The organism is Amycolatopsis sp. H20-H5 (assembly GCF_035828755.1).
GTDB lineage: Bacteria > Actinomycetota > Actinomycetes > Mycobacteriales > Pseudonocardiaceae > Amycolatopsis.
Map to the genome: position 1 here is coordinate 59897 of NZ_JAYMZS010000012.1, position 25775 is coordinate 85671.

Consider the following 25775-nt stretch of genomic DNA (forward strand, 5'->3'; position numbering starts at 1 on the left):
GAGAGATACGATGCACAGCACTCTGATCGTCGCCCGGCTGAACCCGGGCGCGGACCAAAACGTCGCCGAGGCCTTTGGTGCCTTCGACGCCGGTGACATGCCCCATCGCATGGGCACTCGGCGGCGGCAGTTGTTCAGCTATCGAGGCCTGTACTTCCACGTGCAGGACTTCGACTCAGACGAAGGCGGCGAGCGGATCGAGGCCGCCAAAACCGATCCTCGCTTCGTTCGGATCAGTGAAGATCTCCTGCCCCACATCACCGCCTACGATCCGGAGACGTGGCGCTCTCCCAAGGATGCCATGGCCGAATGCTTCTATCGCTGGAGCGCACAGTGACAAGGCGGCGGGTCGTCATCACGGGGCTCGGCGTCACCGCGCCGGGCGGGATCGGAAAAAAGGACTTCTGGGGTCTTCTCTCGGAGGGCCGCACCGCGACCCGGCGAATCAGTTTCTTCGACGCGTCACCGTTCAGGTCCCAGGTGGCCGCGGAGATCGACTTTGACCCCGAGCTCGCCGGTCTGGGACCGCAGGAGATCCGGCGAATGGACAGGGCCGCGCAGTTGGCTGTGGTGTCGGCGCGCGAAGCCGCCGCCGACAGCGGTCTGGTTTTCGCCGACCTGCCGCCACAGCGGGTCGGCGTGACCGTCGGTAGTGCCGTCGGTGCCACTATGGGGCTCGACCAGGAGTATCGCGCGGTCTCCGACGGTGGCCGGCTGGAACTCGTCGACCACGAGTACGCCGTGCGTCACCTGTACAACTATTTCGTTCCGAGTTCGTTCGCGGCGGAAGTCGCCTGGACGGTTGGAGCCTGTGGTCCGGTGGCGGTCGTGTCGACCGGTTGCACCTCTGGGCTCGACGCGGTCGGACACGCGACCGAGCTGATTCGCGAGGGCAGCGTGGACGTGATGGTGGCGGGAGCCACCGAAGCGCCGATCAGTCCCATCACGGTGGCGTGCTTCGACGCGATCAAGGCCACCACGCCCCGCAACGACGACCCCGAGCACGCCTCACGTCCGTTCGACCGGACGCGCAACGGGTTTGTGCTCGGCGAAGGCTCGGCGATGTTCGTCCTCGAAGAGTTCGAGAACGCGCGGCGACGCGGTGCGAAGGTCTACGCCGAGATCTCAGGGTTCGCGTCTCGGTGCAACGCCTATCACATGACCGGCCTGCGTCCCGACGGCAAGGAGATGGCGGAGGCCATCCGGGTCGCGCTGAACGAGGCTCGCCTGCCGCCCGAGGCGATTGACTACGTTAACGCGCACGGCTCGGGTACCAAGCAGAACGACCGGCACGAGACGGCCGCGTTCAAGCTGAGTCTCGGTGAGCACGCCCGCCGGACGCCGATCAGCTCGGTGAAGTCGATGGTCGGTCACTCCCTTGGTGCGATTGGCTCGATCGAGATCGCCGCGTCGATCCTCGCGATCCAGGAGAACGTCGTTCCGCCGACCGCGAACCTGAACACCCCCGATCCCGAGTGCGATCTGGACTACGTTCCGCGGATCGCGCGAGAGCACCGGACCGACACAGTGCTCTCGGTCGGCAGCGGATTCGGCGGGTTCCAGAGCGCGATTGTGCTGGCACGTCCGCAGGGGGAGGCGGCGTGACTGCGATCGTGAACCAGCAGGCCGCGGTCCTGCCGAGCCGGCCGGCCGCCGAGCCGGTCGTGGTGACCGGGCTGGGCGTCGCGGCGCCCACCGGGATCGGCTCAGCCTCTCACTGGGCGGCGACCAGGAGTGGAGTCACCGGAATCGGCCGGATCACGCGGTTCGACCCGACCCGCTACCCGGCGCGGCTGGCCGGGCAGATTGCCGGGTTCGATCCGGCCAAGCACTTGCCTGAGAGGCTCCTCCCGCAGACCGACCGCATGACCCAGCTCGCACTGATGGCGGCCGACGAGGCGCTGGCGGATGCCGCGGTGCGGCCCGATGAACTGCCCAGCTACAGCATGGGCGTGGTCACGGCGAGCTCGTCCGGCGGGTTCGAGTTCGGGCAGAACGAGCTGCGCAACCTGTGGTCGCGCGGTGGCAAGTACGTCAGTGCCTACCAGTCCTTCGCCTGGTTCTACGCCGTCAACAGCGGGCAGATCTCGATCCGGCACGGGATGCGCGGCCCTAGCGGCGTCATCGTGAGCGACCAGGCGGGCGGGCTGGACGCCGTCGCCCAGGCACGCCGTCAGATCCGGAAGGGCACCGCCCTGGTGGTCTCCGGCGGGATGGATGCGTCGATCTGTTCCTGGGGTTGGGCCGCTCAGCTGGCGAGCGGCCGGCTGAGCACCTGCGACGACCCGCGACGGGCATACCTGCCGTTCGACGCGGCGGCGGCCGGCCAGGTGTCCGGTGAGGGCGGCGCCTTGCTGATCATGGAAAGCCTCGAGCACGCGCGGGCCCGGGGTGCCGAGGTCTACGGCGAAATAGCCGGGTACGCGTCAACCTTCGATCCGGCACCGGACAGTAACGGCGAACCACGTCTGCGCCAGGCTGCCGAGCTCGCGCTGGCCGACGCCGGCGTGTCGCCAGGGGAGGTTGATGTCGTGTTCGCGGACGCGGCAGCACTGCCGGAGCTCGATCGGGAGGAGGCCAGGGTGATCCGTGAGGTGTTCGGGCCGCGCGGGGTTCCGGTGACCGCTCCCAAGACAATGACCGGCCGGCTGAACTCCGGTGCCGCCGCGCTCGACCTCGCCACCGCGTTCCTGGCTTTACGACACGGCGCAATCCCGCCGACCACGAACGTCCGGCCGGCCGCAGAGTACGACCTCGATCTGGTCACCACCGCGCGCCCCGGACCGCTGCGATCAGCCCTAGTGCTCGCCAGGGGGTACGGGGGGTTCAACTCCGCCATGCTCATCCGCACTATGCACAGCGAAACCGAATAGCGACCTCACCTGAAAGGAAGAAATGGCTGCCAACGAGTTCACTATCGAAGACCTCACCCGGATCCTGCGGGAGGGCTCGGGTACCGCAGAAGGTGCACCCTCCGTGTCCGCGGCCGGCGACACCGAGTTCGCCGATCTGGGCTACGACTCGCTGGCTCTCCTGGAGACCAGCGGGCGGATCGAACGGGAGTACGGAATCAGTCTCGACGAGGTGGCGCTGGCCGAGGCGATCACCCCGCGAGCGCTGGTCGACCTGGTGAACGACCACCTGGCGACGGCCGATTCCGCCGCCTGAAAGAGATTCACGACGACGGGAACAGACATGAACGAGCAGGAACGGCGCACCGCGCTGGTCACCGGCGCCACCAGCGGGATCGGGCTCGCCGCGAGCAAGCTGCTAGCTCAGCAGGGCTATCGGGTCTTCCTCGGCGCCCGGACCGCCGAGAACGTCGCTACTTCGGTGAGGCAGCTGAGCGCCGCCGGGTATGACGTCGATGGGGTGGCCTGCGATGTGCGTTCCGGCGGCGACGTGACCGCCTTTGTCCACGCGGCAGTCGACCGGTTCGGTTCGGTCGACGTGCTCGTCAACAACGCGGGCCGGTCGGGCGGTGGCGTCACGGCGGAACTGACTGACGAGCTCTGGCTCGACGTCATCGACACGAATCTGCACAGTGTCTTCCGGATGACGCGAGAAGTGCTCACGGCCGGTGGCATGCTGGCGGCCGGCCGCGGGCGCATCGTCAACATCGCGTCGACGGCGGGTAAGCAGGGGGTCGTCCTCGGGGCCCCTTATTCGGCGTCGAAGCACGGTGTCGTCGGATTCACCAAGGCGCTCGGAAACGAGCTGGCACCGACCGGGATCACCGTGAACGCGGTATGCCCAGGCTATGTCGAAACTCCGATGGCCGGGCGGGTACGTCAGGGTTACGCGACCGCGTACGGGACTTCCGAGGACGAAGTGCTGAAGAAGTTCGAGTCGAAGATCCCGCTCGGTCGTTACTCGACGCCCGAAGAGGTCGCCGGGCTCGTCGGTTACCTCGTGACCGACACCGCGGCCTCGATCACCGCCCAGGCCATCAACGTCTGCGGCGGACTTGGAAACTTCTGAAGCAGGGAAAGGAACTCGATCGTGACCAGGCGCGACGTGGAGCACGACATCCTCGTCCAGGCTCCGGCCGACGACATCTACTGGCTCATCGACGACGTGGCCAGTTGGCCGCGGATCTTCCCGCCTACGGTGTTCGTCGATCACCTCGAACGGGGAACCACAACGGCAACCGAGAGGATCCGGATCTGGGCCACCGCCAACGGCGAGCCCAAGAACTGGACATCACACAGGAATCTGGACCCGGCCGCGCGCCGGATCGTTTTCCGCCAGGAAGTGCCGGTGCCGCCGGTCGCCGAGATGAGCGGTGTCTGGTCCGTCGAACCGGTATCGCCCACCACAGCGAAGGTGCGGTTGCAGCACACTTACCGCGCGGTGGAGGACGATCCGGCCGGTCTGGCTTGGATCGACCGCGCCGTGGACCGGAACAGCCGTGCGGAATTGGCCGCGCTCAAGCAGAACATCGAAATGGCGGCGGACCCGGACCGGACGATTTCTTTTGTCGACAGCATATGGATCGCCGCCCCGGCCAAGGACGTCTACGACTTCATCAACCAAGCCGGAGCGTGGACAGATCGGTTGCCGCACGTGGCGACTGTGGATTTGCGCGAGCCGACGCCCGGAGTGCAAGTGCTCAGGATGGACACCCGCACGAAGGACGGATCCCTTCACACCACCGAGTCCGTGCGGGTCTGTTTTCCGCACCGGAAGATCGTCTACAAGCAGACCACGCTGCCGGACCTGATGGCGGTGCACACCGGGTGCTGGGAATTCATCGAGGAGGCAGATGGGAGCACGACCGCGTCCTCGGAGCACACCGTGGTCCTGAAGACCGCGAATATCGGCAAGGTACTCGGAAACGACGCAGGTATCCCGGAAGCACGGAAGTTCATCCGGGAAGCGCTGGGCACCAACAGCCGGGCAACGCTCGGTCACGCCAAGGACTACGCGGAAGCGCGGCGTTAAACCATGGCGGTGCACAGTGATCCCACGCCGTCCGCCGATGTGATCATCGTCGGTGCCGGTCCGGTCGGCCTGCTCCTCGCGCACGACCTGCGCGCTGCCGGTGTCGGCGTAGTCATCGTGGAACAACGGCTCGAGCCGCACTCCGAGTCCCGCGCGTCCACTGTGCACGCCCGCACGATGGAACTGTTCGCCGAACGCGGCCTGCTCGAGGAACTGGGGCCGCCGCCGAAAGGTGGGGCAGGGCACTTCGGCGGCATTGCGCTCGACCTGGCGGAGGCTGATCCCTCCCATCCGTACGCCGGGCAATGGAAAGTACCGCAGACCATGCTGGAGGCGGTTCTCGCCCAGCGTGCGATGGTGGACGGGGCGATCGTGCGTCGTGGTCACCGCGTCACTGGGATCGTCGAGTCGCCGACCCACGTCGAGGTCGAGGTGTCTGGCCCAGGCCGGAAACGCCGGTTGCGGGCTTCCTACGTCGTCGGTTGCGATGGCGAGAGCAGCACCGTCCGCCGGCTGGCCAGCTTCGAGTTCCCCGGACGCGACGCGGGCCGGGAGCTGCTGAGGGCTGACGTCCGTGGCGTCGACGTGCCGAACCGGCGCTTCGAACGACGGCCGAACGGGCTGGCGATCGCTTCGCGCTGGCCGGACGGGACGACCCGCCTGATGGTCCACGAGTACGGCCGCGGCCCCCGGGAACGACCCGGCGATCCGGACTACGCCGAGTTCGCCGAGGTGTGGCGGCGAGTCACCGGGGAGGACGTCGACCACGGACAACCCCTGTGGGTCAATGCTTTTGGTGATGCACGACGTCAGGTCGAGCGCTACCGCAAAGACCGGATCCTGCTGGCGGGCGACGCGGCACACGCCCAGCTTCCCGTGGGTGGCCAGGCGATGAACCTCGGCCTGCAGGACGCCGCGGAGCTCGCACCTCGCCTGGCCGCGCAGTTCGGTGAACGGCCTGACGACTCGGTGCTGGACGGCTACCACGACGTGCGGCACGCGGTCGGGCGGCGGGTCCTGGCGAACATCGATGCCCAGGCCCATCTGCTGTTCGGCGGTCCCGAGGTCGAGGCGCTGCGCGAAGTGTTCGGCGAACTCCTGGAACTGGGCGCGGTCCGGGCACATCTCGCTTCCACGATCAGTTCGCTCGACACCCCACGGCCGGCCCTCTCACGCTGGTCTGACACGAAGAAGGAGTGACATGGTTCAGCTCAGCGGTAAGACCGCGCTGGTGACCGGGTCCAGCCGCGGCATCGGACGGGCGACGGCCGTACGGCTGGCTCGCGCGGGCGCGCTGGTCGCCGTGCACTACGCGGAGAACGAGAACGCGGTCGCCGAGGTCGTGGCCGCGATCGAGAGTGATGGCGGACGGGCGTTCCCGGTGCGCGCCGACCTCGCCGAGGCGGGTGGTGTGCACGAGCTTTTCCTCGGCCTGGAGCTGGGCTTGAAGGAGCGGACGGGCGGAACCGAACTCGATATCCTGGTCAACAACGCCGGGGTGATGGGCGGTGTCGCTCCCGAGGAGATCACGCCGGAGCAGTTCGACCGCCTGTATGCGGTGAACGCCAAGGCGCCTTTCTTCATCATCCAACGCGCCCTCCGGAACCTGACCGACGGGGGTCGGATCGTGAACATCTCGTCCGGGCTCACCCGGTTCGCGAACCCGCAGGAGGTGGCTTACGCGATGACCAAGGGCGCGGTCGATCAGCTCACCCTGCACTTCGCCAAGCACCTGGGACCGCGAGGGATCACGGTGAACAGCGTCGGCCCCGGGATCACCGACAACGGCTCGCCGGTCTTCGACAACGCCGAAGCGGTTGCGCAGATGAGTGCTCTCTCGGTGTTCAACCGGGTGGGCCAAAGCGACGACGTAGCTGCCGTGGTCGAATTTCTCGCCGGCGCCGGCGCCCGGTGGATCACCGGGTCCTATGTGGACGCCAGCGGCGGCACCCTGCTGGGTGGGTGAGCACTGTGGCCCAACGGTTCCGCCGCGGACGGTCGGGAACGTCGAGACTGCTGGTCGTCGTGCTCGCCGGCACCATGTTGCTGGACGCGCTGGAAGTCTCCGTGCTGCTGCCGGTGCTCCCGCAGTTCGATGTAGCGCCGGGGGAGGCACAGTGGTTGATGAGCGGGTTCGCACTAGGCTTCGGCCTCGTCCTGCCAGCCGGTCCGCGGCTGGCCGCCCGGTATGGCAGACGGCGGGTCTACCTGGCCGCGCTCGTCTGCTTCACCGTCGCCTCGACAGTCGCCGGAGTGACCGGCGACTTCGGTGTGCTGATCGCTTGCCGGCTGATCAAGGGCGCGTGCGCGGCGCTGACGGCGTCCGGAGGTCTGGCCGTCCTGGCGGCCGCGGTGCCGGACGGGCCGCGACAACGCCGGGTGGTAGCCCAGTACGCCGCGTTCGGTGCGGCGGGGTTCACCGCGGGGCTGCTGGCGTCCGGAATTCTCGCCGGCTCGGGTACGCGGTGGGTCCTGCTGTTTCCGGCTCCGGCCGCACTCGTGCTTTTGGCGTGCGCCATCGCGGTGGTGCCGGCGGATGGCTTGCGCGTCCCGGTAGCGCAGCTCTCGTGGAGGTCTGCGCGCGAGGGGGTGTTCCTGAGATCGGCGTTCGGCGCGGCCACGCTCAACGGAACCTACCTGGCCACCCTGGTGACGACGACCTACGCGTTGCACGAACGGCAGGGCTGGAGCCCTCTCGCCGTTGCGGCCGGCTGTCTGCCGGCGTGCTTGCCGGTCGCTCTCGTCTCCCCGTTCGCCGCGCGCCTCGTCGCCGTCGCCGGGACGGCGCGGCTGATCGCGCTTGGGGCCGTGGCCACCGTGACCGGGTACGCGTGGCAACTATCGCCGTCGATCGACATGGGCTATTCACGGCTGCTTCCGACATTGCTGCTGGTCGGCCTCGGGTTCGCACTTTCGTTCGGCGCGCTCAACATGCAGGTACTGGCCGCGGTCCCGGCCGCCGACCGCGGCCGGGTCGTGCCGCTCTACCAGAGTTGCGTCCAGTTCGGGGCCGTGGCGTTGCTGGTCGGGGTGGTCGCGATGGTCGGTCTTGACGGTCCGTTGTGGATGGTCATTACGGCCGTGGGTGCGGCGGGTGCCTACGCCGCGCTCGTCGGCGTGCGCAATTTCCCAACGGCCGAGAATCGAGGAGGAATCGGATAAGCCAACAGACCCCCGATCACTTCATCACGGAAGTGGGTCACCTCGCTGCTGAATCACGCCACTTTCGGCGGGTTGGAGTATGGGGAGGGCGTGCTCACCGTGCTTGGTTCAATGGCTGGGAGGCCGGTGCATACCTGGGCTCACGATCTCCGCTTCGCTGACGGCGAATTGGGTGTGGTGTCCTTCAGCAGGATCCACCGCGTCTTGATCGACAGGCTAGACGTCTCAGGTGCACGGCGACGGGTCGTCTCCGTGTGCGACGACGGTACCGACCCCGCGCGACCTGATCTTCCAGAGAAAGGAACACCGTGCCGACGAGTTCTCATACCATCCTTGTCATCGGCCCCACCGGCAATGTCGGCCCCCACGCCCTGACCCAGCTTCTCGGTGCGGGGGTGACCGCCCGCGCGCTGGTTCGGCCGGGTGACCCGGCGGCCGACCGCGTGCCGGCGGGCGTCGAGATCTTCTCCGGGGACCTCGCCGACCCGGAAAGCCTGGTCCCTGCTCTCCGCGGGGTCACCGGCGTGTTCCTCATGTGGCCGTTCTTCACTCTCGATGTGACTACCGTGCCGCAGGTGCTGGAAGTGATCAGCCGGTACACCAAGCGAATCGCCTTCGTCTCGTCGATCGGCGTGCACATCGGGCTGGAGCCGGTTGACAACAACTGCCACGCGTACCTTGAACAGCAGATCGAAAAGGCCGATCTGACCTGGACCTTCCTCCAGACCACGGGGTTCGCCTGCAACGCGGCCGGCTGGGCTCGCCAGATCGCCGACGGTGATTCCGTGCGATTCCCCTACGGCGCCGCCGTCCGCTCTCCGATCCATGAGGGTGACGTGGCCGCGGTCGCGGTTCGCGCGCTGACCGAGCAGGGACACGAGAATCGACGATACGTCGTCACCGGGCCCGAGCAGCTGGCCCAGGCGGAGCAGCTCGGTATCATCGGCGAGGTGCTCGGTCGAAAGCTGAAGTGGATTGAGCTTCCGCACGGTGCCGCGCGCGGCACGATGGTCGAGAGCGGCTGGCCACCCGCGTACGCGGATGGTGCCCTCGACTACTTCGCGGCTCTGACGGAGCAGCCCGAGACACGAACGGACACCGTCGCCGAGGTGCTCGGCCGGTCAGCCCGGACTTTCCGCTCTTGGGTCAGTGAGAATGCGTCCCTCTTCCAGTGAGGTTGCCGTGATGACCAACACCCGTGGATACGTCGAGTTCTGGACACTGCCCACCGTGAACGCCGCCGCGGCGGACTCGCTGATCGGCCGGCTCCACGGTGAGTTTCCAGAGGTGCTCGCTACCGCCGGCTTCCGCTCCGCTCGCCTGCATGTCGGCTTCGACACCACGACGGTGCTGCTCCGGCTGGAGTGGAGCAGTTCCCAGGCCCACGACTCGTTCCGCGAAAGCGAATTCGCCCAGCGGTTGCGCCTCCTGGACGGCCGGGCGGGGGTAACTGACCCGCGCTGCTGCGGCGGCGAGCTTTTGGCACCCCTTTGCGGCCCGGACGCCGGCCGTTCACCTGAGGTCGTGGTGCTGGCGGTCCGTCACGTCGGCAACCGCCGGAACGCGCTGGCGCTGCTTGAAACGCTGGAGAACACCCGGGTGTGGAAACACGACTTCAGTGGGTTCATCTCGGCGCAGGTGGCCATCAGCGCGGACGGTGCGACGTTCATCAACTATCCGCAATGGACGAGCAAGAATGTCTTCGAAGCGTTCGTGGCCGATCCGCGCAATGCCGCGGGCCAGCCGGACATCGCCCGTCTCGAAGCCGCCGAACCCGAGATACTGCCCTGTTATTTTCGCTCCGAGGTAGCCCGGTCGAGTGGAAATCGAGAATGACCGTCACGGTGAAATTATTCCGCCGGGTTGACAGCGTCCGTTGCGGATCTCTGCCGCAGACCAAGAAAGGAGCGCCTGATGGCCGAAGATGCCGAGGACCGGCGAGAGAAAGCCGAGTTGGAAATCGCCCGGTTGTGGGAACGTATCTACGACCCTGGCACCCGCGAAATCCTCGATGGTTTACCAGTCCGGGCTGACTGGAGATGCATCGAACTCGGGGCAGGACACGGTTCGACGTCGCGCTGGCTGGCCGACAAGGTCCCGGACGGCTGGGTCATAGCGCTCGACCAGGACGTTCGTTATCTGGAGAACACCTGGTCCTCGAACCTCACCGTCCGCCGCGCGGATCTCGTCGCGGTCGACTTCCCTCCAGGCTCGTTTGATCTCGTCGTAGCCCGGGCGGCGCTGTCCTACCTGCCCGACCCAGAGGCTGTGGTCGCGCGGGCGTACGAGTGGCTCGCGCCTGGAGGGCAGCTGATCGTCGAAGACTTCTACCACCTGCCGAGCGAGGACTCCGCCACTCCACTGGCTCGACGAGTCGTCGACGGGTACGTCAAGGCCGCCGCCGGCGCGGGCGTCAACTGGCGATTCGCGCGACAGTTGCCGTCAACTCTGGCACGAACCGGATTCAAAGATGTCAAACATCGTGTCCGCCCCCTGGGGCCAGGGCAGAGCGCGGAGGGGAATGAACTGATCCGCGCACGGATGAAACTGCTGGGGCGCTCGTTCGTGGAGAGCGAACTGGTGGCCGAAGCGGATGTCGCCGAGTTCATCGAATCGGTGGATACGCCGGAGATGCAGGACGTAGCCATGCTTCTCTTCTCGGTTTGGGGCCGTAGATGAAATCAGTGTGGCCGGAGGTGACTTGAGTTCGGATTCGGCGTGACGTGTCTGACGGTTGCTCTCGAGTCGCGCACGATCGATCACGCGACGCTAGGGCAGCAGATCGCCGGGAGCGACATCGAGAGCTGTGTTGTAGACCATGGGGCGCGCTGTCACATCCAGCTCCGGATCTCCGATCATTCGCTGGATCGAAGCAACCCACGCTGGATTCGTCCGAGCCGAGTCGAGAGCGGTGCCGTTGGACCACTCCGCGACGTTGACGAAAGTCAGTTCCGCACGATCGCTCACGGCCTGGAACATCCGGGCTCGGACAAACCCCTCTGCCGCGGCCATCAAACGCGCGTTGTCCCGCCACCTGCGCAGGAACAGTTCCGCTTGCGTCAACGGCACCGAGAAAGCGTTGATCAGGGTCACCGGCCTTGTGTCACCGGCGCCAGTGTGCTCCACGGAAGTCGTCATAAGGTCACCCTAGTTCGAAAAGCGGCGAGTGTCATCTCCGGTGACACCGTTGTGGACCCTTTCTGGACCTTTCATCGAGTTGCTCTGGCGGATTGGCACGCCGTCGGTCTCTTCCGTAGTTTCCGGAAATGTGTCAGCAAAGTGCTGAAATGGTGGCGTGCACCTTGCTATCGTGTCGTTTGTAGTGAATCTTCGTGGTTATTGATCTTGTGTCCTTACGAGCGGCGGAGAGGTTGAACGAGCCTTGAAGAGCGGTAGTGAACTGCTGACCCCGGACTTGGTCCGGGGCCTGCTGGTCCAAGAAATCGCGTCCTATCTCGAAACTCCACCGAGTGAGATCAAGTGTGATATTCTCCTTTCCGAATACGGCCTTGACTCGGTCTACGCCTTGGCGGTCTGCGCCGCGATCGAAGACAGGTTCGAACTGTCCCTTGATCCGGTGATCATGTGGGACTACCCGACGGTGGATGCCTTGGCCGATCTACTGGTCGGCCTTATCGCGGGCGGACTTGGCGGACGGTCCCCGGGAGCGATCGGTGAGGCGCGCAGCCTGCCGGCGGGCAGGCTGGCTCAGGAGGCGGCCGCCCTGCCCGCCGACATCGTGCCCGGCGTCGTTGGCGCACCCGTGGCGCAGCCGCCTTACCAGGCGATCTTGGTCACGGGCGCGACCGGGTTCGCGGGCGGATTCTTGCTGCACGAGTTGCTGACTCGTTCGTCCGCTGTGGTGTTCACGCTGGTCAGGGCCCAGGACGGGACGGACGCGCTGAACCGGGTGCGTAAGAATCTCGACTCGTACGGCTTGTGGGACGACTCTTTCGAGAGCCGGTTGACGGGTGTGGCCGGTGATCTGGCGCTGCCACGTCTCGGCGTGTCCGACCAAGACTACGAAAAGCTGTCCGAACAGATCGAGATGATCGTGCACAACGGGGCTGTGGTGAGTTTCGTGCAGTCCTACGATCAGCTCAAGCCGGCAAACGTGCTGGGGACGACGGAAATCCTGCGCCTGGCCTGCCGGGGCAGGATGAAGCCGGTGCACTTCGTTTCGTCGATGGGCGTGCACGCCGAACCCGAGGGCGTCCACCACTACCCCGAGGCCCCACTCCCGGAGGATCCCGGTTGCCTGGTCGGTGGCTATCGGCAGTCGAAGTGGGTCGCGGACCGGCTCGTCAGTGCCGCAGGGGAGCGCGGGCTCCCTGTTTCGATCTACCGCCCCGGCAACATCATGGGCGCCCAGACCACGGGTGTCGTGGGACCTGATCAGATCGTCAACGCGTTGCTGAAGGGTTGTCTCCAGCTTGGCGTCGCACCGGAGTGGGATATCCAGCTTTTGCTGGTGCCGGTCGACTTTTTCGCCGCGGCCACCGCGCACAACGCTCTGGCGGGGAGGGCGCACGGACGCGTGTACCACTTGCCCGGCGCCAGGCCGGTCCCTTGGCATGACGTCATCGGGATGCTGACCGCGTGCGGGTACCCGGTGCGCCGGGTCCTGTACCGAGACTGGCTGCGCCAGGTGCGGGACGCGGGCCCGGCGAACGCGATGGCGCCCTACCTGCCGCTGTTCGGAGCCGACGCGCCCAGCGCGGACCTCGCTACCGGCGGACACCACCCTCGGGTCGAGACCGCGGCCATGGCGGGAGCGTTGCACGCCACCGGTATCACCTGCCGGGCGGTGGACCAGGAGCTGCTCGGACTCTACCTGGGTCACCTCGCCGCCACCGGCTATCTGACCCCACCCGCACGTCTCAGCTGACGTGCCGTGGCCGTCTGATTCGGCAGCACGCGAACAGAAGGGCTGGACAATTTGCCGTTTCCGAATCTCGGCCGCGCAGCGAACATGATCGAACTCGTCCGCGAGCAGGCTGCGGCCCGGTCCACCCGTCCGGCGCTGCTCGTCGCCGGCGAGACCGCGGCCGACGCGGACGTCTCGCTGACGTTCCGCGAGCTGGACGAGGCGGCCCGGCGGATCGCGTCCTGGCTGCAGGAACGCTGCCGACCTGGTGCCCGTGTCCTGGTGCTCCAGCCGGGCGGCGTGGAGTTCGGTGCTGCCTTCATCGGCTGTCTGTACGCGGGGATGATCGCGGTGCCGGCGCCGATGCCCGGCCGGTATCAGAGCCAGCAGCGGAGGCTGATCCGCATCGCGCACGACGCCGGCATCGCCGCTGTCCTGACCGAATCCGCCGAGCTGTCGTCGGTGGCCCAGTGGGCTCGCGACCATGGTCTTGCCGAGTGCGCGCTGCTCGCTACCGACGACCGCGGCGCGGCCGACCCGGAGGCCTGGAGTGATCCCGGCACGCCACGGGAAGCACTGGCCTTGCTCCAGTACACCTCGGGCTCGACCAGCGAGCCGAAGGCTGTCGCGGTGAGTCACCGGAACCTGCTGCACAACATCGACAGCCTCATGAACGCGTTCGGTGCGGCGGAGCCGGTGCGTTTCGGGGGCTGGATCCCGATGTACCACGACATGGGCCTGATCGGGCTCATGCTGCCCGGACTGCTGTTGGGGGGCGGCAGCGCCCTGATCAACCCCACCGCCTTCCTCAAGCGGCCGTTCCGCTGGTTGCAGGTGATCGACGAGCACGACGTCGTTGTCTCCGCGGCGCCGACCTTCGGCTACGAAAGATGCGCGCGCCAGCTGACCGACGCCCAAGTCTCGAGCCTGGACCTTTCGCGCTGGGAGTTCGCCTGCTGTGGCTCCGAACCGGTACGAGCCTCGACTTTGCGCGACTTCGTGGAACGGCTCGCCCCTGCCGGATTCCGGGCTACCTCCTTTTTCCCTTGTTACGGGCTGGCCGAGGCGACCCTGCTCGTCACGGGAGAAGCAGGACGCGCACCGGTGACTCAGCGGGTCGTCAGCGATTTGCTGGAAGACCACGTTTTCGTTCCGTCGACCTCTCACGTTCCGGAACGTGAACTGGTCGGCCTCGGAGCTCAGCAAGGGCTTGAGATCCGGATCGTCGACCCCGAGACCCGGCAAGTATTGCCGCCCGATCGAGTCGGCGAGATCTGGGTACGGGGTGACAGTGTCGCTCGGGGTTACTGGAGAAATCCGGCCGCCACCGCCGCGACTTTCGACGTGGTCACCTCGGGGGGCGAAACAGGTTTCCTGCGGACTGGTGACCTGGGCGCGATGTTCGACGGCGAACTCTACGTCACCGGTCGGCTGAAGGACATGCTGCTCGTCAACGGGCGCAACCTGTACCCCCAGGATATCGAGTACGAAATCGTTGCCCAGCACGAAGAACTCGCCTCTCTCGCCGGCGCGGTTTTCGCCGTCGACGGGACCGACCGCGAGCAGATCGTCGTCGTCCAGGAGATCCGGAGCAACGACGCCGAGCTGGTGGCTCTGATGGCGATCGCCATCAGAGCCACCGTCGCCCGGGAATTCGGCGTGCGAGTGGCGCCCGTGGTCCTGGTCCGGCCGAACACCGTGCTGCGCACCACGAGCGGAAAGGTCCGCCGTGCCGCGATGCGGGAGGCTTACCTGGCAGGCGAGCTCAAGCCGGCCCGCCAGGCTGAACTGACGGTGACATGGACGGTGACATGACCGGGGTGGCTCGGCTTCCGCGAGATGGGAGCGTCTCGTCGGTGGCCGAACTGGACCGGCTGATGGACGCCGCAGCGTGCCATGGTGGCCCGTTCTCGCCGTCCTACAGCGCCCGCCTGGATCGAACGGAAGAGTTTCCTGCCGAGGCCGTCCGCGTCCTCGACGAGTTCGGCGTGCACCGGTACTTCGTCCCCGCGAGATTCGGTGGCCGGCAAGCCGAGCTGCCCGAGGTGGTGGACCTGCTTCGTGCCGTGGCACGCCGGGACCTCACGGTCGCGATCGCCTACGGCAAGACGTTCCTCGGTGTGACGCCCGTCTGGGCGGGCGGGACCAGCGAGCAGTCGGCGTGGCTCGCCAGGCAAGTACTGGAGAACGCCATGGTGACCTGGGCGCTGACGGAGCGGGGCCACGGCGCCGACCTGATGTCCGGTGAGGTCGGCGCGACTCGCACGGCGGACGGCTGGCAGCTCGACGGAGCCAAGTGGCTGATCAACAACGCCACCCGTGCCCCGTTGGTCTTGCTGCTCGCCCGGACCGACGCCGGCGGCGGCCCGCGCGGTTTCAGCCTCTTCCTGGTCGACAAGCGCTCCCTGGAACCAGGCAGCTACACCTGCTTGCCCAAGGAACCGCTGCACGGAATCCGCGGGGCCGACATCAGCGGCATCGACTTCCACGAGGCGAAACTGCCCGCTGACGCCGTCGTGAACGCCGCGGGCACCGGATTCGAGATCGTCCTGAAGTCCTTGCAGGTGACCAGGACGGTCTGCACCGCGTTGTCGTTGGGCGCGGCGGACCACGCGCTGCGGCTCGCCGCGGATTTCACCCAGGGGCGAATGGTGTACGGCCGGAGACTGAGCGAGCTGCCCGGTGTCCGCTGGGTACTCGGCGAGGCCATCGCCGGCGCTTTGCTCGCGGAAGTGGTCACGGTGGTGGCGACGCGTTCGATCCACACCCTGACCGGTGAGATGAGCGTGATTTCGGCGATCGTGAAGGCGCTGGTGCCCGAGCTGGTGGAAGACCTGATCACGGCCGTCGGCGAGTTGCTCGGCGCCCGGGGTCAGCTCATCGACGAGTATGCGGACGGTCTGTTCCAGAAGCTCGACCGGGATCACCGCATCGTCGCGATCTTCGACGGCAGCACGACCGTCAACCGGAACGCGTTGATCAACCAGTTCCCCGTACTCGATCGCCGGTATCGAAAAGGCGGCTACGACGAACCCGGGCTGAATCGTGCGGCCGACCTCACCGGCTCCTTGCCCGAGCTCGACACGAGCGCGCTCACGTTGCTGTCGAAAGCCGGGTGCAGTGTGGTGCAGAGCGTGCCCAAGGCCGTGGCCGAGATCCGGCGGCTCGGGGCACAGGAGGCGGCGCCGGACTCGGTCGTCCGGCAGGCGCGGGAATTCGGCGAGGCTGTCGACGGGGTGCTCGCCGAGCTGGCCGAGCATCGCCCGGAGCGGCACGACGTCCCGGCCGGCGCGTTCGCACTGGCTCAACGCTACGAAGCGTGCTTCGCCGGTGCCGCTTGCCTCAGGTTGTGGCTGCACAACGTCGGTGTGGCGACTGACCGGGCCACACTCTGGCGTGACGCGACTTGGCTGTCGGGATGCCTGGCGCGCGTGCTGGCTCTTCTCGGCGCCGGGCAAGAAGCCGACGCCGCACGCGCCTACGAGAGCTTGGCGGAGGTTCTGCTGGCGACCGAGGGCGGGGCGGTGCCGAGTATTCTGACCGACGTCCCGACAGCTGAGCCGAGGGTACGAGCGTGACCACCGGGGCCGGGCGGAACCCGCCGCGGCGCGGCGTCTTCCCGCCGCTGCCGGACGACCTGGAACACCGCCTCGGTCTCCCGATGGCCGAGGACAACCCGCTCGGTTTCACCGCTGTGCTCGCTGCCGACGAACTTGCCGAGGTGCTCGAAGCCGGCGAGCGGGTGCTGGACGACTACGGTCTCAACGCCGAATTCGTGCCGGCTGGGCACGGTGGCAGACTGAGCGGACTGGACCGCATGGTGTACGTGCTTCGCACGGCGTGCCGCCGGGACCCGGTTCTGGGCTTGGGCTACGGCATGAGTTCCCTGATGGCCGCGGTGAACGTGTGGACTTCGGGGAGCAGAAGGCAACAGGAGCGGGTCGCCGAACTGTTGCTCGGCAACCGGAAGCTGGCCTGCGCCTTCCACGAACTGGAGCACGGTAACGACCTGGCGCGCGCGGAGTTCGTGGCGACACCATCGGGAGCCCCCGGTGCCGACTCCTTCGTGCTCTCCGGCCGCAAGCAGGTCATCGGCAACGTCGAACGCGCCGACGCCATTGTCCTGTTCGCCCGCACTGGTCAGGGGCCGGGTAGCCGGAGTCATTCGCTGCTACTGCTCGACATGGCCACTCTGCCCCGGGACGGTTACCGCTACCTGCCGCGGTTTCACACCTCGGGCCTGCGGGGGATGGCGCTGGGCGGCATCGAGTTCCTGAACTGTCCAGTTCCCGCAAGTTCCGTCGTCGGCGTCGAGGGTCATGCGCTGGAGACCGCCCTCCGTGCTTTTCAGATCACCAAGGTGGCTTTGCCGGGTAGTTCGGCCGGGATCCTGGACACCGCTCTCCGCACGGCGGTGCGTTTCACGCTCGGCCGGAGGCTGTACGGCCGCAAGGTCGCCGACTTGCCGTATCCGCGGGGAATTCTCGGTGATGCGTTCGCGGACCTGCTGGTGAGCGACTGCTTCGCCATGAGCGTCACCCGCGCACTGCACGTGCTGCCCGGCGAGGGAAGTACGCCGACCGCAGCGGTGAAGCTGCTCGTCCCGACCGTACTGGTGGAGGCGACGAAGCGACTGTCGGCGCTGCTCGGCGCCCAATTCTACCTGCGTTCCGGGGAGTACTCGATGATGCAGAAGCTGGTACGCGACAGCCAGCCCAGTGCGTTCGTGCACGCCTCGCGCTCCGCGTGCCGGATGAGCATCCTGCCGCAGCTGCCGTTGCTGGCCAGACGCGGCTGGTCGTCCGGCGTGCCCGCCCCGGCTCAGGTGTTCCGTCCGGGTGGCTCCCTTCCGCCACTGCGGTTCGAAGAGCTTTCGCTTTCTTCGAGGGGACAGGACCATCTCGGGGCCTCCCTGCTTGCTTTGGCCGGCAAGCTGCCCGGCGGCTCGGCGGCGCACCGGGAAGTTCAGTCGTTGGTCGATCTTTTCGCCGGTGAGTGGTCGCGGCTCAGCGAAGCCTGTTCCGGCCTGCCACCCCGGGAGCTGACCGTGACCGCGAGTCCGCTCAGCTACCGGCTGGCCGATCGTTATGCCCTGCTACTGGCCGCGGGCTGCTGTGTCGGCGTCTGGCTCGAGAGCCAGGATGGCGCCGACCCGTTCCTCCGGCATCCCTCATGGCTGATCGCTGTCCTGACCCGGCTGGCGGCTCGTCTCGGACGACCACGTCAGGCGATCCCCGACCACGTCCAGTCCCACCTGTTCGGCGAACTGCTTCGCCGGTACCACGATTCCCGAGCATTCGATCTGAGCGGTCAGCAACTGATGGAGTGGCACCCATGATGGGCAAGACGGTCCTCGTAACCGGTGCGTCACGCGGAGTCGGCGCCAAAGTCGCCACCCTGCTGGCCAAGGCCAAGGCCAACGTGGTGATCAACTACCGCCAGCGGGCGAAACTGGCCGAACGCACGTCCGCGTCCGCGACCGCGCTGGGCGGCACGGTGATGACCGTCCAGGCGGACCTCACCGACGCCGACGCGGTCCGGAGCATGTTCGACAAGACCGCGGACGCCTTCGGAAAACTGGACGCGCTCATCCTCAACGCCAGTGGTGGGCTGGAAGAGGGCAAGCCCGCCGACTACGTGACACGACTGAACGTCGAAGGCCAGGTCCGCGCGGTCGATCTCGCGACGCCGCTGATGCCCGACGGTGGCCGCATCATCTTCGTCACCAGTCACGAGGCGCACTTCTACGGCCGGCGATCCACCCTGAAGGCCTACGAGCCCGTCGCCGCCAGTAAGAGAGCCGGTGAAGACGCGCTGCGAGCACGGATCCCGGTACTCGCGGACCAGGGCATCAGCCTCGTGGTCGTCAGCGGTGACGTGATCGACCGCACGGTCACCGCGGTTCTGCTGGAGCGGAAGTATCCGGGCCTGCTGGCGCGGCGGCGGGCGCAGGTCGGTGAGCTGCTCACCGTCGACGACTTCGCTTCGGCCGTGGCGGACGTCGCGGCAGGCGCATTGCCACCTTCGGGAACAACGCTGTTCGTCGGGTCCCCGGATGCCCCCGATGTGTAGCGGTGCCCCGTGTCACCGAGCGTGGACCTCCGGCATCGCACTTCCAGAGAAAGCCGTCCGACGTGGAATTCAGCCTCTTCTTCTTCGCCGATGACAGCACGTCCGAAGCCGTCGCGGCCGGCAGCCGGTACCGGCTGCTCCTCGAGGCCGCGCGATTCGCCGACAGTCATGGGTTCAGTGCCGTGTGGACACCTGAGCGCCACTTCGACCCCTTCGGCGGCCTCTACCCCAACCCCGCGGTCACCGGCGCCGCGATCGCCGCGGTCACCAGCCGCGTGGGCATCCGGGCAGGCAGCGTGATCGGACCACTGCACGACCCCCTCCGGATCGCTGAGGAGTGGTCCGTGGTCGACAATCTTTCCGGTGGCCGCGCGGCGGTGTCGTTCGGGTCGGGCTGGCATCCGCATGACTTCGTGTTCGACCCCGCTCGGTACGCGGACCGCCGGAACGTCGTTTTGTCGACCATGGAAACCGTCCGCACGCTGTGGCGTGGCGAACCCGTGCCACGGATGAACGGCAGGGGGGAGGAAATCCTGACGCGGGTGTATCCGCCGCCGGTACAACGTGCGTTGCCGGTGTGGCTGACCAGCGCTGGAACTCCGGAAACCTGCCGAGCCGCGGGAGCGGCGGGCGCCGGTCTGCTGACCCACCTGGTCAAGCAAGGGGTCGACGTTCTCGCGAAAAACATCGTCGAATACCGCAGTAGGTTTCGTCCGTCCGAAGGGGGTATCGCCGCACCCGGCCAGGTCACGCTCATGATGCACGCCTACGTGGGCGCCGATGACAGCGTGCTCGAAGAGGCACGCGAGCCGTTGAGGCGGTATGTGGCCAACTCTCTCGGACTTTTCGGTTCCGCCCAAACGCGGGGGCCGGGAACGGGCAGGCCGATCACCCCGCAGATGCGCGAGCGGATGATCGACGTGAGTGTCGAGCGGTATTTCCGCACGGTGGGCCTGTTCGGTTCCGTCGACCGCGCGGTGGAGACGGTCGGGCGGTTACGCGGCTCCGGTGTCGACGAGATCGCTTGCCTGATCGATTTCGGCCTGCCGGCCGACAAGGTGCTGGAGGGGCTGGAGCACCTGGACACCGTCCGTCGGCGGATCAACACGACCGGCGCGCACTGAAGCTCTGACGGCCGGTCCGGCCGGCTCGCCGCGGTGGGCACGGCCAGGTTCGGCACGCCGCCCGTGGCGGGCACGCCCAGGTGCGACAGCACGGTGACGAACGGGCACTGGTCCTTGGCGAAGGAGCTCCACGGCATCAGTACCGCCTGCGGCAGACCGAGCAGATCGGCGTCCGCCTCGCCATTTATCCAAGAGATGCGAGTCGTGAAGCATCGATCGTATGTTAGTAAGACTCGCAAACCGCATCGCGGTGGTCTTTTGAAGTCTTACCGCAGGCAGACGGGGGCTCCATCTTTCGGCACTGTCCGCAAGCAGTTCGGCAGGGTGATCGGTCAGGGAGGACTCCGCGGCTCTCCGCCGGATGAGGAGGTGAGTTCTGGTCGATACGGATGACGTGACATCGTCATTGACGGTTACTTTGTCACCGGTGGCGGGGGCGTCGATCGAGTTTCCTCAGAGGAAGGCTTAATCATGCACCGTGCCGAAGAAACGGCTTTCCGAAACGAGAAATTGAGTTTCCGTGCGTTGAACATGCTACGCGCTGTCAGAGATGGCAGGGCTCAGATCACGCTCAGTTGCGAACCCGATTTCTATGTCGACGGGATGCCGTGCTGCCACCAGGATGCCGCCCACAGCCTGGCGCGGCAGGGGCTGATAGCGCCGGCTCGGCTGGGCGTGCTCGGCGAACGGGTCACCGCGACGCTGACCGAATTCGGTCTTCTCGCACTTACGACGGTGTCCGGTTCGGGCTCCGGAGCATGAGGTTAGGTGCAAGGGCAGGTGGTGTCGCGCTTTGAGGGAACTTATCCGCACAACGCGGAAAGCCGGCGATGACCAGCTCCTCCGGTGGAACACCGGCCCCGTCGCCGGTCGCGGCGAAAGTATGGGTATTATACGATTTTCGCGGGCTGAATCGATCTAGCTCCGGCTATTCCAGGTCGGTACGCGGAGTGCTGAACCCTTTCCGCATAGTGCTGGTATTCGCATGGCAGCAGGTTTGCTTATAGTGGCGGCAACCCAGCCCGGATATACGACTAGGCGAACCGGGAGTCCAAATGACGTCGGCGTTCTCGCAGGAGAGAGCTACAGCACGCTTGCGTGCATCGATAGCCCCGATGCTCACGACTGTCTCTGCCGCCACCCAGGCGGCGTGCCGGGAACTGTTGGACACTAGCATTTCAGTCCTGACCGCCGCCGCGGCGGGCGAGTTCACCTGGCTGTCCGATGCCAGCGCACGGATCCGTGACCTTTCCGCTCAGATCGCCGTGGTCGAACCGGGAGTGGATTCCCTCGTCCGCGGGCTACGTGAGGTTGTGGCCGATCTACTACGCTTGCTGTCGGAAGATTCCCACGGCGAGTTCAACGAAGCCCTGCGTGAGGTCAGCGCCACCGGAGGCAGACTTCTGTCCAGTTTGCTGGCAGGCGCACACGCGGCACGGGGTACCACACTCCAAGGGGTTGGCGCGAAAGGACGTCTTGAGCGAGCGCGTGAGCTGCTTAACGGCGAAAAGATCGCCCTTGAGGATACCTATGACCTTGCGCCCGCTTACGCTGTCATCGCTACCCGCTTCACGGGCATGGAGGTCGCTCAAGTCGATCTCAACTTTGCCCAGTTCTGTGGTGAGGGCGTGCTCAGTGCGTTGGGATCGTCCGGTGGATTCGTGCTGCTGCCAGCCGAAGATGAAGCGCGGGCGTACCAACTCACCGAGCGCGTGCACGGGTCGTTCTCCGAACCGGCCTGGATGGCGGTCTCCTGGCGAACGACAGCCGAGATCGTGCTCGGCAGGCGGGAAGCGAGCAAGATTCTCTCGTTGGTCTTGGCGACGGAGCGTCAGCCTGGTGCCTACCGCATCAACGACGTGCTGGTGGAATACGCAGTGGTCCGGCAATCCGTTGTCACTCAAAAACTCGGAAAAATCATCGAACCGTTGATAGTGCATGCAGCTCTACTTGATACTCTCAAGGTGCTGATAGCCACCGACGGAAACCGAAGTCAGGCAGCGGAAAAATTGATAATTCATCGTAGCACATTGGACTATCGGGTTCAGCGAATCGAACAGCTGACGGGCTTCCATCCCGGTGGCGTTCGAGGAATCAATATTCTCAGCACCGCTGTCGCGGCGCACGTAATTTCGGCGTGGTCCGAGCGCCTGTCATCGGCTGAGTGAAAACTTTCGGCTTGCCCGCGTCACCATGGCCGGAAACCACGGCGACGAGGAGTCGAGTTTGCCGCCGGCCTCATTGCGGCGGCGTGGAGCTCGTGCTCGCGATCACGGAAAAACGATGAACGAAGAAAGAACTGATTCTTCGTCGCGCGAAGGAAACCAGATGGAAGCACTCGCTGACGCAGGCCGGGAACAGGTACCGCGCGGGCGGATCCTCGTGGTCGACGACGACGTCAGCGTGGCAGCTACGCTGTTCACGACACTTCGATTCCTGGGCTTCGATGTCGCGACGGCTCGAACCGGCCGGAAGGCCATTCGGATGGCCACCAGTGCGCGGCCGGACGTCGTCGTACTCGAAGTAGCTCTCCCCGACGTCAGTGGATTCGACGTCTACGAGAGCCTTCGTGGGGCCTCCGTGACCGCGCCGGTGCTGTTCTTGAGCAAACGTCGTTCTACGGATGACTTGGTGAAAGGGCTGGCCCTGGGTGGCGACGACTTCGTTTGTAAGCCTTTTGAAGTCGAGGAGCTTGTAGCAAGGGTCGAAGTGCTCCTTCGTCGGGGAGCGCAACCGCGGGCGTTCAGCAGAAGGCTGAGAGTCGGTCGCCTCGAACTCGACCGGAGCACGCGGGACGTCTGGAAAGACGGCGCGGTGATCCGGCTCTCCACAACCGAGTTCGAGGTTCTTGAATATCTGATGGTCCGGGCCGGAACACCGGTGTCCAAGTCCGAGTTGCTAGCGGGTGTCTGGGGTTACGCCGCCAGCGGGGACTTCGGAGTCGTGGAAACCTATGTGTACTACTTACGACGCAAGCTGGGGGAGTCCAGGGAGACTTTCATCAGCACGACGCGCAATGTCGGCTATGTCCTCGGTGTGCGGCAGTGATCACCACCATGGCCGGCTTTGCCGCTCGGTCAGCACTCGTGTCGCCGCCAAGAACGCCACTGTCACCGGATCCGGTTGTACCAGGTGGACCGATTGCCGCGCCGGCTCGGCAAAGTTAGGCAGGAGGCCGAGCCCTCGACGGGCCACCAGCGTCGCGCCCAGTGCCGGGACGGTGCTGGACGCCACGACTGCCAGCGGGGCGTCGAGAGCCGCGGCGACGGACTCGCTCCACAGCGGAGAACCCAGGATGTTCCCTGTCGCGTGAACTGTCGCGGGCAGTTCGCCGGTCGGCGTGAGCTCGTCACGCAACCTCGCGATCCGGCGCGCAATGCTTTCGATCCGGCTTCTGGCGGCAGTCGTCCTGGTCGTTTCGAAGAGCGGCTCGGTTATCGTGGTCTGGCCGAAATTCTCAGAGATCCAGTGCCCTTGCGGTTCATCCGGATGGTATCCGGGAAGCCGCGGGCTGGGCGCGCCCAGCGGCTCCGTCGCGAAGTTCGGGCCGTCGTCGTGTGCGTGGCCGAGAGTCAGTCGCTTGAACCAGAGGCCGTCGGCAAAGATGTGCGACGATGGCCGACCGGGTCCGTTCTCCGCCGTGCGATCGCCCAGGACGCTCAGTGCCGCGACGCGACGCATGTCCAACGCGATCGTGCCGGGAGCACCCGCTCCGGTACCGAGGTGGGTGGTCACCTGCGCGGACCCGCCGACGATCAGCTGCGTTCCCCAGGGCACGTCAAGCGCGACGACAGACGAAGTGGTGAGCGGGATGACCGTCAACGCCGAGGTCAGCTCCGGCAATTGTGCCCGTCGCACGCCGACTTCGTCGAGTGTGGTTTCGGCCCAATCCAGATCATGCTCGTCGAGCAGGCCACTGCCGGACCACGTCGAGGTGTCGGCCACCATCTCGCCCGTCAACTGCCCGACGAGGAAGCCCTTGAGGTTGGTCCAGCGATACGTGTCCCGGAACGCGTCCGGAAAGTCCGCGGCGAGGGTGATCATTTCGATCATCGGTGAGCCCGCACCGGGCGCGGGTCCGGTCCGCGGTCGTCGAACCGGTCCCTGGTCCGCTGCGCGTTCCACAGCCAGGGGCGCCGAGTCGCGGGCGAGGTCATCGGTGAGAGGGCAACCGTCCTCGTCGAGCCGGATCAGCCCACGCCCTTCGCAGGTTATCGAGAGCGCCAGCACGTGCTCACCGAAGGCGGCCGAAATACCGGCGGCCTCGCGCACGGCGGACACCACCGCGTGGAGGACAACCGCGGGGCGGACGCGGGCCGTGGCCGGGCGCGAGAAACGGGAACCGATCTGCTGTTCGACGACGACCCGGGGTATCAGGTCGTCGCCGGCTGTCGCGACCGTGACAGCCGTCGAGGTCACCGAGACGCCCAGCACGACAGCTGATCGTCTGTGCGATCCTCTGGCGAGTGAGCTCAGCATGGCGATTCGAGACGGCGCCAGTGGTCTTCGTGCAGTACAAGGTGAGTGGCGGCCAGTGCTTCCTCCAGCTGGCCGACCGAGCTGACACCGACTACCGGTTCGACTGAAGGTACGGATCCCAGCATCCAGGCGATGACCACCTGGTTCGGTGAAACACGAAGCTGATCGGCGACCTCTCGGAGTGCGACGAGCCGAGAGGAGTTCGAGGAGGTCCGGTAGTGGGGCCAGAATTCGCGATCGTTCCGCGTGTACGCCCCCGAGAGTAACGGCGAGTACCCCTGGAGGGTCAGGTTCGGTTGCGCCTCGGCCCAGTCGGCTGTTTCCGGCGTGAGGGCGATTTGCGGCCCGAAGGACGTGCCTTCTTGCGGACGGAGGTAACTGTGACGCTGTTGGAGCCAGGTCACCGGGGTCCACCCGCGCTCAGCCGTGATCGAGCGGGACTGCCGCACTCTGTCGAGGTCGTGGTTGCTGAGGCCGACTTCCCGTGTCTTCCCCGACGTAACCAGGTCGTCCAACGCTCCCAAGGACTCTTCCAGCCGCACCGACGTGTCGATCATGTGTGCGTAGTAGATGTCCAGGTAGTCAGTCCCGAGCCTATTCAAAGTCTCAGTCGCGGCCGCTCGGATGGTTTTCGCGGCGAGCCCTTCACCGTCAGGGCGTCCTGAGTCGGGTGCTGGTCGTGCTCCGACCTTGCTGGCGAGACGGATGAGGCCACGGGTTTTACGTCGCCTCAGCCACTCACCGATCACCAGCTCACTTTCGTCGCCCGTTCCGAGCCAGCTCGCGTAGCAGTTGGCCGTATCGAAGGCGACCCCACCGGCGTCGACGAAGCGATCCATGATGCCGAAAGCTGTCTCCGGCCCGACGACAGTCCCGAAGTTCATCGTTCCGAGGCAGATCACGCAAAAATCCCATCTCGCTCAGCGCCCTGTCGCAGCGGACGGTGGTCCCATCCCGATGAGACTCGCACGGCACAGCGCAGGTGAACATCCGCGAAACAACGAAGTAAATCCCTTGAGAATCTGGTCAGATGCCATGATCGCCTGGCGCTCGGCGCCGTACCGGAACTATGAAATGTGAATTTCAACTTTGAGCAACTTACGAGGTTCGAGGTACCACAGTCGAGT

General features: G+C 66.2%; 24 protein-coding genes. 21 read left to right on the forward strand and 3 right to left on the reverse strand.

Annotation, left to right across the window (positions count from 1 at the left end; genetic code table 11):
* Positions 1 to 10 precede the first annotated feature (10 nt).
* The 12 genes from QMK34_RS09490 to QMK34_RS09545 all read left to right on the forward strand — a co-directional run bounded on the left by QMK34_RS09490 (position 11) and on the right by QMK34_RS09545 (position 10785).
* Complete coding sequence (locus QMK34_RS09490) at positions 11 to 337, forward strand: TcmI family type II polyketide cyclase (protein WP_326413328.1); 327 nt, start codon at positions 11 to 13, stop codon at positions 335 to 337.
* Complete coding sequence (locus QMK34_RS09495) at positions 310 to 1605, forward strand: beta-ketoacyl-[acyl-carrier-protein] synthase family protein (RefSeq protein WP_326413329.1); 1296 nt, start codon at positions 310 to 312, stop codon at positions 1603 to 1605. Before QMK34_RS09490 ends, QMK34_RS09495 begins: the two co-directional genes overlap by 28 nt.
* A gap of 5 nt (positions 1606 to 1610) precedes the next feature.
* Positions 1611 to 2873, forward strand: coding sequence for a ketosynthase chain-length factor (locus tag QMK34_RS09500; protein ID WP_326413396.1), 1263 nt, complete (start codon positions 1611 to 1613; stop codon positions 2871 to 2873).
* Between the two features lie 22 nt (positions 2874 to 2895).
* Entirely contained in the window at positions 2896 to 3168 is a 273-nt protein-coding gene (locus QMK34_RS09505; protein WP_326413330.1) for an acyl carrier protein, read from the forward strand.
* Between the two features lie 27 nt (positions 3169 to 3195).
* Entirely contained in the window at positions 3196 to 3981 is a 786-nt protein-coding gene (locus tag QMK34_RS09510) for an SDR family NAD(P)-dependent oxidoreductase (protein WP_326413331.1), read from the forward strand.
* 36 nt (positions 3982 to 4017) lie between these two features.
* A complete protein-coding gene (locus tag QMK34_RS09515) occupies positions 4018 to 4944 on the forward strand; it encodes an aromatase/cyclase (RefSeq protein WP_326413332.1) in 927 nt (308 codons plus the stop codon).
* A 9-nt stretch (positions 4945 to 4953) separates the two neighbouring features.
* The gene (locus QMK34_RS09520) at positions 4954 to 6144 is read left to right on the forward strand and encodes an FAD-dependent monooxygenase (protein ID WP_326413333.1); all 1191 of its coding nucleotides are present in this window, start codon (positions 4954 to 4956) and stop codon (positions 6142 to 6144) included.
* A 1-nt stretch (position 6145) separates the two neighbouring features.
* The gene (locus QMK34_RS09525) at positions 6146 to 6910 is read left to right on the forward strand and encodes an SDR family NAD(P)-dependent oxidoreductase (protein ID WP_326413334.1); all 765 of its coding nucleotides are present in this window, start codon (positions 6146 to 6148) and stop codon (positions 6908 to 6910) included.
* Positions 6907 to 8106, forward strand: a complete 1200-nt coding sequence (locus tag QMK34_RS09530; RefSeq protein ID WP_326413335.1) for an MFS transporter — start codon at positions 6907 to 6909, stop codon at positions 8104 to 8106. Before QMK34_RS09525 ends, QMK34_RS09530 begins: the two co-directional genes overlap by 4 nt.
* A 308-nt stretch (positions 8107 to 8414) precedes the next feature.
* Positions 8415 to 9281: an SDR family oxidoreductase gene (locus QMK34_RS09535; RefSeq protein WP_326413336.1), complete on the forward strand. Its 867-nt coding sequence runs from the start codon at positions 8415 to 8417 to the stop codon at positions 9279 to 9281.
* A gap of 10 nt (positions 9282 to 9291) precedes the next feature.
* Positions 9292 to 9942, forward strand: coding sequence for a hypothetical protein (locus QMK34_RS09540; protein WP_326413337.1), 651 nt, complete (start codon positions 9292 to 9294; stop codon positions 9940 to 9942).
* Positions 9943 to 10020: 78 nt separating this feature from the next.
* Positions 10021 to 10785: a class I SAM-dependent methyltransferase gene (locus tag QMK34_RS09545; RefSeq protein ID WP_326413338.1), complete on the forward strand. Its 765-nt coding sequence runs from the start codon at positions 10021 to 10023 to the stop codon at positions 10783 to 10785.
* Between the two features lie 90 nt (positions 10786 to 10875).
* Here the strand turns inward: QMK34_RS09545 and QMK34_RS09550 are convergent, their stop codons facing one another.
* Positions 10876 to 11199 carry an antibiotic biosynthesis monooxygenase family protein gene (locus QMK34_RS09550; RefSeq protein WP_326413339.1) on the reverse strand — a complete coding sequence of 108 codons (324 nt, stop codon included), beginning with the start codon at positions 11197 to 11199 and terminating at the stop codon, positions 10876 to 10878.
* A 289-nt stretch (positions 11200 to 11488) separates the two neighbouring features.
* Here QMK34_RS09550 and QMK34_RS09555 point away from each other — a divergent pair, with 289 nt between their 5' ends.
* The 9 genes from QMK34_RS09555 (at position 11489) to QMK34_RS09595 (ending at position 23217) form a co-directional block, all read left to right on the forward strand.
* Positions 11489 to 12994, forward strand: a complete 1506-nt coding sequence (locus QMK34_RS09555; RefSeq protein ID WP_326413340.1) for a thioester reductase domain-containing protein — start codon at positions 11489 to 11491, stop codon at positions 12992 to 12994.
* An 84-nt stretch (positions 12995 to 13078) separates the two neighbouring features.
* Positions 13079 to 14788, forward strand: a complete 1710-nt coding sequence (locus tag QMK34_RS09560) for a fatty acyl-AMP ligase (RefSeq protein ID WP_326413341.1) — start codon at positions 13079 to 13081, stop codon at positions 14786 to 14788.
* Positions 14785 to 16551 carry an acyl-CoA dehydrogenase family protein gene (locus QMK34_RS09565; protein WP_326413342.1) on the forward strand — a complete coding sequence of 589 codons (1767 nt, stop codon included), beginning with the start codon at positions 14785 to 14787 and terminating at the stop codon, positions 16549 to 16551. Before QMK34_RS09560 ends, QMK34_RS09565 begins: the two co-directional genes overlap by 4 nt.
* A complete protein-coding gene (locus QMK34_RS09570) occupies positions 16548 to 18311 on the forward strand; it encodes an acyl-CoA dehydrogenase (protein ID WP_326413343.1) in 1764 nt (587 codons plus the stop codon). The genes QMK34_RS09565 and QMK34_RS09570 overlap by 4 nt, the downstream gene beginning before the upstream one ends.
* The gene (locus QMK34_RS09575; protein WP_326413344.1) at positions 18308 to 19045 is read left to right on the forward strand and encodes an SDR family oxidoreductase; all 738 of its coding nucleotides are present in this window, start codon (positions 18308 to 18310) and stop codon (positions 19043 to 19045) included. The genes QMK34_RS09570 and QMK34_RS09575 overlap by 4 nt, the downstream gene beginning before the upstream one ends.
* Positions 19046 to 19107: 62 nt before the next feature.
* The gene (locus QMK34_RS09580; protein ID WP_326413345.1) at positions 19108 to 20169 is read left to right on the forward strand and encodes a MupA/Atu3671 family FMN-dependent luciferase-like monooxygenase; all 1062 of its coding nucleotides are present in this window, start codon (positions 19108 to 19110) and stop codon (positions 20167 to 20169) included.
* Between the two features lie 471 nt (positions 20170 to 20640).
* Positions 20641 to 20931 (forward strand): hypothetical protein, encoded by a 291-nt coding sequence (locus tag QMK34_RS09585; RefSeq protein WP_326413346.1) that lies wholly within the window; start codon positions 20641 to 20643, stop codon positions 20929 to 20931.
* A gap of 293 nt (positions 20932 to 21224) precedes the next feature.
* Positions 21225 to 22337, forward strand: coding sequence for a PucR family transcriptional regulator (locus tag QMK34_RS09590; RefSeq protein ID WP_326413347.1), 1113 nt, complete (start codon positions 21225 to 21227; stop codon positions 22335 to 22337).
* Positions 22338 to 22497: 160 nt separating this feature from the next.
* Positions 22498 to 23217, forward strand: coding sequence for a response regulator transcription factor (locus tag QMK34_RS09595; RefSeq protein WP_326413348.1), 720 nt, complete (start codon positions 22498 to 22500; stop codon positions 23215 to 23217).
* On the opposite strand, the gene QMK34_RS09600 is transcribed toward QMK34_RS09595, so the two are convergent.
* On the reverse strand, positions 23218 to 24648 hold the full coding sequence (locus tag QMK34_RS09600; RefSeq protein ID WP_326413349.1) for an FGGY family carbohydrate kinase: 1431 nt from the start codon (positions 24646 to 24648) through the stop codon (positions 23218 to 23220). It abuts the gene before it with no gap.
* A complete protein-coding gene (locus QMK34_RS09605) occupies positions 24642 to 25550 on the reverse strand; it encodes an aldo/keto reductase (protein WP_326413350.1) in 909 nt (302 codons plus the stop codon). The genes QMK34_RS09600 and QMK34_RS09605 overlap by 7 nt, the downstream gene beginning before the upstream one ends.
* Between the last annotated feature and the right edge of the window lie 225 nt (positions 25551 to 25775).

Coding starts and splice junctions, on each gene's coding strand:
- QMK34_RS09510 (WP_326413331.1), top strand. CDS start 3,196: ATGAACGAGCAGGAACGGCGCACCGCGCTGGTCACCGGCGCCACCAGC.
- QMK34_RS09545 (WP_326413338.1), top strand. CDS start 10,021: ATGGCCGAAGATGCCGAGGACCGGCGAGAGAAAGCCGAGTTGGAAATC.
- QMK34_RS09525 (WP_326413334.1), top strand. CDS start 6,146: ATGGTTCAGCTCAGCGGTAAGACCGCGCTGGTGACCGGGTCCAGCCGC.
- QMK34_RS09600 (WP_326413349.1), bottom strand. CDS start 24,648: ATGCTGAGCTCACTCGCCAGAGGATCGCACAGACGATCAGCTGTCGTG.
- QMK34_RS09585 (WP_326413346.1), top strand. CDS start 20,641: ATGCACCGTGCCGAAGAAACGGCTTTCCGAAACGAGAAATTGAGTTTC.
- QMK34_RS09540 (WP_326413337.1), top strand. CDS start 9,292: ATGACCAACACCCGTGGATACGTCGAGTTCTGGACACTGCCCACCGTG.
- QMK34_RS09490 (WP_326413328.1), top strand. CDS start 11: ATGCACAGCACTCTGATCGTCGCCCGGCTGAACCCGGGCGCGGACCAA.
- QMK34_RS09495 (WP_326413329.1), top strand. CDS start 310: ATGCTTCTATCGCTGGAGCGCACAGTGACAAGGCGGCGGGTCGTCATC.
- QMK34_RS09590 (WP_326413347.1), top strand. CDS start 21,225: ATGACGTCGGCGTTCTCGCAGGAGAGAGCTACAGCACGCTTGCGTGCA.
- QMK34_RS09575 (WP_326413344.1), top strand. CDS start 18,308: ATGATGGGCAAGACGGTCCTCGTAACCGGTGCGTCACGCGGAGTCGGC.
- QMK34_RS09505 (WP_326413330.1), top strand. CDS start 2,896: ATGGCTGCCAACGAGTTCACTATCGAAGACCTCACCCGGATCCTGCGG.
- QMK34_RS09565 (WP_326413342.1), top strand. CDS start 14,785: ATGACCGGGGTGGCTCGGCTTCCGCGAGATGGGAGCGTCTCGTCGGTG.
- QMK34_RS09560 (WP_326413341.1), top strand. CDS start 13,079: ATGATCGAACTCGTCCGCGAGCAGGCTGCGGCCCGGTCCACCCGTCCG.
- QMK34_RS09595 (WP_326413348.1), top strand. CDS start 22,498: ATGGAAGCACTCGCTGACGCAGGCCGGGAACAGGTACCGCGCGGGCGG.